Genomic DNA, 8459 nt, shown 5'->3' on the forward strand with positions numbered 1-8459 from the left:
ATGACGTTGTGAGCGCAGGCGCACGTCAAACCACCCAGGACGCTGAGCGGACCGCGCAGCAACACCGCCATCAAGGCGAGCGAGAGGATGTGCGGTCGAGACGCGTCGCCGCCTCGCGTGCGGGCTGATCTGTGGGCGAGGCGGACGCCACCGGCAAGCACGACAGAACCGCAAAGATGTCAGACGCAGCGCGATTGCCGCACGCGTTGCGCTACGTGCTGTCCAACATCCAGCCGTGCCCGCGCGTGGCATGCTGTATGGCCCGGTGCGTGCGTCCGTGCCGGCCTTACAAGGATCACCTAGTGCGCGCAATGGCGTTTTCCGTCCGGCTGTGTGTGCTGGCATTGCTTGCCTGCAGTGCTGCACAGGCCAATGACAGCAGTTTCGGCGACGACAACGGCACCATCCGCCTGCTGCATCAGCCCGACATCAGCATGGACCGCGAAGCGCTGTTGCTCAGCGAGGAACGCGTGCAAGTGGACTATGTGTTCACCAACACCAGCGAGCGCGACCTGAGCGTGCCGGTGGCCTTCCCGATGCCGCCGATGTACTTCGGCATGGCCGACCACAATGCGCTGACCGATTTCAAGCTCTGGGCCGACGGCAAACCGGTTGCCACCACGCGCAAGCTGGTGGTGCTGCTGGATGACGGCAGCGACATCTCCACGGCGTTCGCCGCCACCGGCTGGACCCAGGACGATGTCGCCGCGTTCACCGAATCGGCCACGCCGCCGAAGGGACGCAAGCCGCTACCCGCGCGCTGGGTCGATGGCGATGGGCAGCCGCGTTTCACGCTCAACGCCTACTTCGTCTGGCAGCAGAAGTTTCCTGCCAAGGCAAGCGTGCAGATCCGTCACACCTACACACCCAGCCTGTCTACCGGCGTCCCGCAGCCCAGCAGTTACTTGCTGGAGTCGTATGCAAAAGACACCTGCATCGAACCGGCGACCAAAGCCAGCATGCAGCGTCGCGAAGGCAACTACGGGTTGGGATGGGCCAACCTGCGTTATGTGCTCACTACCGGCAAAAACTGGAACGGCCCGATCAAGGACTTCCAGCTGACCATCCGCAAGCAGGCGGCCAGCGACATCCTGAGCCTGTGCTTCGATGGCGAACTGAAAAAGATCGACCCGCTGACCTTCCAGTTCAAGCAGGCCAACTTCGTGCCGGTGCGCGATTTGAACATCCTGTTCGTGCGCGCACCGGAATAAATCCGACAAGCAGCAAGCGTGGGAGCGCACCCGGGCGCGACGAAGCGTTACCTGCGATGCCCACCACGATCGTAGGCGCCAACGCGCATCGTTTGTCCTCTGCAAATGAAGCGTTGCCCAGAACGCGCATCGCGCCCAGGTGCGCTCCGACGCTGGTGCCACGCTGCGTTGCATGGCACGTCTGCCGATTGCCCACCACCGATGACGGCCGCGGTAGCGGGATCACAGACAGGAGCGCAGCCGGACGCGACCAAGCGTCACCCGATCGACCCCAACGCACGCAGACCTACACCTGCGCGCGTTAGTCTTCTTCCGGCGGCGGCAGCACGATACCGTCGGCATCGATGGCGAGCTTGCCGGCCATCAGCACTGCCTGGGTGCGATTGGTGACGCCGAGCTTGCGCAGGATCGCGGTGACGTGCGCCTTGATGGTGGCTTCGGACACGCCCAGGTCGTAGGCGATCTGTTTGTTGAGGCGTCCAGCGCCCAGCATCTGCAGCACGCGAAATTGCTGTGGCGTGAGATCGCGCAGACGCTGGCCAACCTCGCGTTCCTCGCTGTCGGTGGGCGGCAGGTTTTGCGCCTCGGCCGGGATCCAGCGCTCGCCATCGAGCACGGTGGCCAGTGCCCGCCCGATGGTGTCCGAATCGGCGGATTTGGGAATGAAGCCGAACGCGCCGTGGTCGATGGCGCGCCGCATCACGGTGGGTTCTTCGCGTGCGGAGACCACTACCACCGGCAACTGAGGATGCAGCGAGCGCATGTGCACCAATGCGCTGAACCCCTGTGCACCGGGCATGTTGAGATCCATCAGCAACAGATCGGCGTCCGGTTGCGCATCGGCCAGGCTATACAGCGCATCCACGTTATCGGCTTCGAACAGTTCTACCCCCGGCATCACACGCTGCACCGCCCCGCGCAAGGCTTCACGGAACAAGGGATGGTCGTCGGCGATTAGCAGGGTGGTCATGGTGGGGCCGGGATTGGGGATTGGGGGTTCGCAAAGAAGGGATGTCGGGGATTCCTAACTGCCCGCACGCATCGCTGTTCGACATTGCAGATCCGGAGAGGACAATGGAAAAGATTGGAAACCCGCTTGTGCGAATCCCCAATCCCGAATGCCTAATCCCGGCCCTTCAGCGCGTCAGCGCGCCAGACGCTCATTGACCAGCGAATCCACCACCGACGGATCTGCCAGCGTGGAGGTATCGCCCAACTGGTCAGGGGCGTTTTCGGCGATCTTGCGCAGGATGCGGCGCATGATCTTGCCCGAGCGGGTCTTGGGTAGGCCGGGCGCCCACTGCAGATGATCGGGTGAGGCGATCGGGCCGATCTCCTTGCGCACCCAGCTGACCAATTCCTTGTGTAGGTCCTCGCTCGGGGTCTCGCCCGCGATCAGGGTGACGTAGGCATAGATGCCCTGGCCCTTGACGTCGTGCGGGAAGCCCACCACGGCCGCTTCGGCGACCTTGGGGTGCGAGACCAGCGCGCTTTCCACTTCGGCGGTGCCGATGCGGTGCCCGGAGACATTGATCACATCGTCCACGCGGCCGGTGATCCAGTAGTAACCGTCGGCATCGCGGCGGCAGCCGTCGCCGGTGAAGTAGCTGCCCGGATAGGTGCGGAAGTAGGTGTCGATGAAACGCTGGTGGTCGCCATATACGCTACGCATCTGGCCCGGCCAGGAATCGAGCAGCACCAGGTTGCCTTCGGTGGCGCCTTCCAGAATCTTGCCTTCGGCATCGACCAGCGCCGGCAGCACGCCGAAGAAGGGCAAGGTGGCCGAGCCCGGCTTGAGATCGACCGCGCCGGCCAGCGGCGAGATCAGGATGCCGCCGGTTTCGGTCTGCCACCACGTATCCACGATCGGGCAACGGCTGTCGCCGACCACCTCGTAATACCAGCGCCAGGCTTCCGGATTGATCGGCTCGCCGACGCTGCCGAGCAGGCGCAGGCTCTTGCGCGAGGTCTTTTTGACCGGCGCCTCGCCGTCGCGCATCAACGCGCGAATCGCAGTAGGTGCGGTGTAGAAGATGGTGACCTGATGCTTGTCGATCACTTCCCAGAAGCGCGACACGTTCGGGTAATTGGGCACGCCCTCGAACATCACCGCGGTGGCGCCATTGGCGAGCGGGCCGTAGACGATGTAGCTGTGGCCGGTGACCCAGCCCACGTCCGCAGTGCACCAGTAGATGTCGTCCTCGCGCAGGTCGAACACCACTTCATGCGTGTAGCTGGCAAACAGCAGGTAGCCGGCGGTGGTGTGCAGCACGCCCTTGGGTTTGCCGGTGGAGCCGGAGGTGTAGAGGATGAACAGCGGGTCTTCGGCGTTCATGCGCTCGGGTTCGCACGCGGCCGGCTGGCCGTCGACCACATCATGGAACCAGCGATCGCGCGGTGCCTGCATCTCCACTGCGCCGCCGGTATGACGCACCACCAGCACGGTTTCCACCGTGTTGGTGCCGGGAATCTTCAGCGCAGCATCGACATTGGCCTTGAGCGGAATCTTCTTGCCGCCACGCAGGCCTTCGTCGGCGGTGATGATCAGCTTGCTCTGGCAATCGATCACGCGGTCGGCGATCGAGTTGGCGGCAAAGCCGCCGAACACCACCGAGTGCACCGCACCGATGCGCGCGCAGGCGAGCATGGCCACGGCAGCATCGACGATCATCGGCAGATAGATGGTGACACGGTCGCCCTTCTTGACGCCCAGGTTGCGCAGCGCATTGCCCAGCTTGCAGACGCGCTCGTACAACTCGCGGTAGGTGACCGGGTAGGACTGCGCATCCGGGCTGTCTGGTTCGAACAGCAGCGCGGTCTTGTCGCCGCGCGTGGCCAGCTGGCGGTCCAGGCAGTTGACGCTGGCATTGAGCTCGCCATCGCCGAACCAGCGGATATGGAAGTCGTCCAGCGCATAGCTGACATCCTTGATCTGGGTGGGTTGCTTGAACCACTCGAGCCGCTGCGCGGCCTTGCCCCAGAACTGCTCGGGGTGTTCGATCGATTCGCGGTACAGCGCGGCGTACTGCTCGCGCGTCACGCGCGCATCGGCGGCGAACGCGGGATCGACGGGATAAACATCAGCCATGGCACCCTCACTTGCAATGAACTTGTCGGAAGAGGGCGTTGCGGCTGCCCTCGGTAGACAATCAGTGTGCCGCATCCATTCTGTCCCGGCGGTCAACGGCGCCTTAGACCATGGTCGTAACCCTGGTGAGTGCGCCAACGCACATGCCTGACGTGCTGCGGTGCGACCATCGGTCATCTTGCGGAATGCTGCGTTGCAGCTACGACCAAAGGCGAATAGGCTCCGAAGCGCGGACTGCCTCACGCTCCGCACAGCATCGCCATCAAGCGCGAGGCCTTCATTGGGGAGAGGGTTCATGAGACACCGTACTGCACCGCTGGTGCGCCATCCGTTGGCGGCTGCCTTGTTTGTGGCCAGCATCCTGCCGGGCGTGGCGTTCGCGCAAACGGCCAAGGAAAAGGCGCTGGAAGCCCGTATTGCCGAGCTCGAGCGTCAGGTCCAGCTGCTGGTCTCTGCGCAGCAACAACAGCAGGGCCAGATCGCCCAGACGCAGACCCAGGTGACCGAGGTGCGTGCCGCGCAGGCGCAGGCACCGGCCGCGCCTGCGGTACCGGCGGGCAAGCGGCCGATCCAGCTGACCAGCATCACACCGAACGCAGCGGCGGGGACAACGTTCCGTTACGGTGGTTTCATCAAGGCCGATTTCATGACCACCCGTACCTCCGACGGCGCATTGCCTGAAGGTGCGGTGGGGCGTTACCTGTACATCCCGACCCAGACGCCGGTCGGTGGCCAGGCCTCGAGCACCGACACCGACTTCCATGCCAAGTTCTCGCGCTTCAACCTGGGCGTGGACACGGTCACCGAGAACGGCGACAAGATCACCGGCTTCATCGAACTGGATTTCTTCGGCAACGCGCTGGCCAACCAGGTCAACAATCTGTACGGCGGCACCTTGCGCCACGCCTACGTGAGCTGGAACAACTGGCTGGCCGGCCAGACCTGGTCCAACTTCATCGATTCCACGATCCTGCCCGAGGCCGCCGACATCGTCGGACCGACCGACGGTGCGTTGTTCAGCCGTCAGACCCAGATCCGCTACACCCGCGGCGCCTTCAGCGTGTCGGCCGAAAACCCCGAGACGCTGACCACCCCGTACCAGGGCGGCAACACCATCCTGGCCTCGGATCATGGCGCGATGCCGGACCTGACCGCGCGTTACAACTGGAAGGGCACCTGGGGCACGTTCGGGCTGTCGGCCATTGCGCGTCAGTACCGCACCCGCAGCGCGCTGACCAACGACACCGACTTCGGCGGCGCCATCGCCGGCGGCGGTCGCTGGATCATCAACTCCAAAAACGATCTGCGTTACCAGCTCAGCTACGGCGAGGGCCTGGGACGCTATCTGGGCCTGGGCAACGGCTCGGATGTGGAGATCGACATCGACGGCAATATCCAGACCGTCAGCACGATTGCCGGCTGGGTGGCGTGGCGCCACGACTACAACGCCAAACTGCGCAGCACCCTCATGTATTCGCGCGTGAACTACGACCACGACATCGCCAATACCGGTGGGCTTGCCAGCAAGTCCCAGCAAAGCGTTCGCGCCAACGTGTTCTATTCGCCGTTGCCGAAGGTGGATGTCGGCGCCGAGCTGATGTATGGCCGTCGCGAAGCCGAAAACGGTGACAGCGGCGACATCTCGCGGTTGCAGTTCACCACCAAATACAGCTTCTAGCGTTCTGCCACTGGCGGCCTGCTCCACTGCGGTGGAGCGGGCATCGCCGCCTTATGTCTTACCAGCGCTCTATCAGGAGACAGACCATGACCGTCTCGAATGACGCGTTGATCGCCAAGATCGACGCCAATCCGAAGTATCACGCACTCAAGCGTCAGCGTAATTCGCTGGGCTGGACACTCACCGTGCTGATGTTGCTGGCCTATTACGGCTACATCGGCCTGATTGCCTTCGACAAGGAATTCCTCGCCAAGCCGATCGGTGCCGGCGTGACCTCGATCGGCATTCCGATCGCGATCGGGGTGATGGTATTCACCATCCTCATTACCGCCATCTACGTGCGTCGCGCCAACAACACCTACGACCAGCTGACCGCGCAGATCCTGGAGGAAGCCCGCAAATGAGCAAGTACTCGCGCCTTCTCCTGATTCTGGCCGGCCTGATGCCCGCCGGCATCGCGCTGGCAGCCGGCGGCGACCTGGGCCAGGTCGACAAGCAGCCCACCAACTGGGTGGCGATCGCCATGTTCGGCTTCTTCGTGCTGGCCACCCTGTGGATCACCAAATGGGCGGCGGCCAAGACCAAGTCGGCCGCTGACTTCTATACCGCTGGCGGTGGCATCACCGGTTTCCAGAACGGCCTGGCGATCGCAGGCGACTTCATGTCGGCGGCCTCGTTCCTGGGCATCACCGCTGCGGTGATGGCCAACGGCTACGACGGCCTGATCTATGCGATCGGTTTTCTGGTCGGCTGGCCGATCCTGACCTTCCTGATGGCCGAACGCCTGCGCAACCTCGGCAAGTACACCTTCGCCGATGTGGCCGGTTACCGCTTCGCGCCGACGGCGATCCGCAGCTTTGCGGCGTCGGGCACGTTGGTGGTGGTGCTGTTCTATCTGATCGCACAGATGGTTGGTGCCGGTGCGCTGATCAAGTTGCTGTTCGGCCTGGACTACTGGGTGGCGGTGACCCTGGTCGGCGTGCTGATGATGATCTACGTGTTGTTCGGCGGCATGACCGCCACCACCTGGGTGCAGATCATCAAGGCCGTGCTGCTGCTGACCGGCGTCACCTTCATGGCCGTGGCGATCATGTGGCATTTCAACTTCAGCTTCGAGGCGCTGTTTGCCGAAGGCGTGCGGGTCAAAACCGCGGTCGCGGCCAGCGGTGGCGCTTCGCCGGAGGATGCGGCAAAAGCAGGCCTGTCGATCATGGGACCGGGCGGTTTCGTCAAGGACCCGATTTCGGCCATTTCCTTCGGCATGGCGCTGATGTTCGGTACCGCGGGCCTGCCGCACATCCTGATGCGCTTCTTCACCGTTCCCGATGCCAAGCAGGCGCGTAAGTCGGTGCTGTGGGCCACCACCTGGATCGGCTACTTCTACATCCTGATCTTCATCATCGGCTTCGGTGCGATCGCACTGGTGCTGACCAATCCGCAGTTCGCCGATGTTGCCACCGGCACCATCCATGGCGGCAAGGGTGCGGCCAACATGGCGGCGGTGCTGGTCGGTAACGCGGTGGGCGGCAACGTGTTCATGGGCTTCATCTCGGCAGTGGCCTTCGCCACCATCCTGGCGGTGGTGGCGGGCCTGACCCTGTCCGGCGCCTCGGCGGTGTCGCATGACCTGTATGCCACGGTGATCAAGAAGGGCAACCCGGCGCCGGGTTCGGAGCTCAAGGTCTCGCGTGCCACCACTTTGGTGCTGGGCGTGATCGCGGTGCTGCTGGGCATCGTGTTCGAGAAGCAGAACGTGGCCTTCATGGTGTCGCTGGCCTTCGCCATTGCCGCCTCGGCCAACTTCCCGGTGCTGATCCTGTCGTTGTTGTGGAAGAACTGCACCACCCGTGGCGCAGTGATCGGCGGTTTCCTCGGCCTGATCTCGTCGCTGGTGCTGACGATCCTGTCGCCGTCGGTATGGGTGGACACGCTGGGCAATGCGGCCGGCTCGGCGCCGTTCCCGTACACCTCGCCGGCGCTGTTCTCGATGACGATTGGTTTTGTCGGCATCTGGTTGTTCTCCGTGCTGGATCGCAGCCCGCAGGCAGCCAACGAACGCGCCGCCTTCAAGGCGCAGCAGATCCGTGCCGAAACCGGCCTGGGTGCCAGTGGCGCCTCCGGTCACTGATCGACGGGTTGGTGGTTGATGTGATCGCAGAACGCCGGCCCAGTGCCGGCGTTCTGCGTTTTGGTAACGCCGCCGCTGTTCTCGCGGCCCGGCCAGGGAAGTGTGCGAGATGCCCGCAGCGCCCCGGCCCGGGTGGCCGCGCAGGCGTGGTGGTGCTCGCACGCATGCCCTGCGCAGGCCGAGTGTCGACACCTCGTCTTTGTCTTTATGCCGGGAGATACCAGGCCATCGGCCCTGGCCGACACATGTTGGACATGTCGTTCGTTGCGTGCGCCATCGCTGCGCCCTGGTAGCAAACCGCCATCTGGCCGACGAAATTAAGTCATGGAAAGTGACTAAGGAAGGTCTGAACAA

Annotated in this window: 6 protein-coding genes; 4 read left to right on the forward strand and 2 right to left on the reverse strand. The window is 63.8% G+C overall.

Annotation, left to right across the window (positions count from 1 at the left end; all coding sequences use genetic code 11):
* The first annotated feature begins 302 nt into the window (after nt 1-302).
* Nucleotides 303-1211, forward strand: a complete 909-nt coding sequence (locus tag J7367_RS16885) for a DUF4424 domain-containing protein (protein WP_176214955.1) — start codon at nt 303-305, stop codon at nt 1209-1211.
* Between the two features lie 301 nt (nt 1212-1512).
* On the opposite strand, the gene J7367_RS16890 is transcribed toward J7367_RS16885, so the two are convergent.
* The gene (locus tag J7367_RS16890) at nt 1513-2181 is read right to left on the reverse strand and encodes a response regulator transcription factor (protein ID WP_005914583.1); all 669 of its coding nucleotides are present in this window, start codon (nt 2179-2181) and stop codon (nt 1513-1515) included.
* A gap of 174 nt (nt 2182-2355) precedes the next feature.
* Nucleotides 2356-4299 carry an acetate--CoA ligase gene (gene acs / locus J7367_RS16895; RefSeq protein WP_057659227.1) on the reverse strand — a complete coding sequence of 648 codons (1944 nt, stop codon included), beginning with the start codon at nt 4297-4299 and terminating at the stop codon, nt 2356-2358.
* A 295-nt stretch (nt 4300-4594) separates the two neighbouring features.
* Here acs and J7367_RS16900 point away from each other — a divergent pair, with 295 nt between their 5' ends.
* The 3 genes from J7367_RS16900 to J7367_RS16910 all read left to right on the forward strand — a co-directional run bounded on the left by J7367_RS16900 (nt 4595) and on the right by J7367_RS16910 (nt 8105).
* Nucleotides 4595-5977: a DcaP family trimeric outer membrane transporter gene (locus J7367_RS16900; protein ID WP_007966468.1), complete on the forward strand. Its 1383-nt coding sequence runs from the start codon at nt 4595-4597 to the stop codon at nt 5975-5977.
* A gap of 86 nt (nt 5978-6063) precedes the next feature.
* The gene (locus J7367_RS16905; RefSeq protein ID WP_007966466.1) at nt 6064-6381 is read left to right on the forward strand and encodes a DUF485 domain-containing protein; all 318 of its coding nucleotides are present in this window, start codon (nt 6064-6066) and stop codon (nt 6379-6381) included.
* The gene (locus J7367_RS16910) at nt 6378-8105 is read left to right on the forward strand and encodes a cation acetate symporter (protein WP_007966464.1); all 1728 of its coding nucleotides are present in this window, start codon (nt 6378-6380) and stop codon (nt 8103-8105) included. The genes J7367_RS16905 and J7367_RS16910 overlap by 4 nt, the downstream gene beginning before the upstream one ends.
* Nucleotides 8106-8459 lie beyond the last annotated feature (354 nt).

The organism is Xanthomonas sp. D-36-1, from assembly GCF_017746155.1.
In the GTDB taxonomy this organism is placed as follows: domain Bacteria; phylum Pseudomonadota; class Gammaproteobacteria; order Xanthomonadales; family Xanthomonadaceae; genus Xanthomonas; species Xanthomonas cissicola.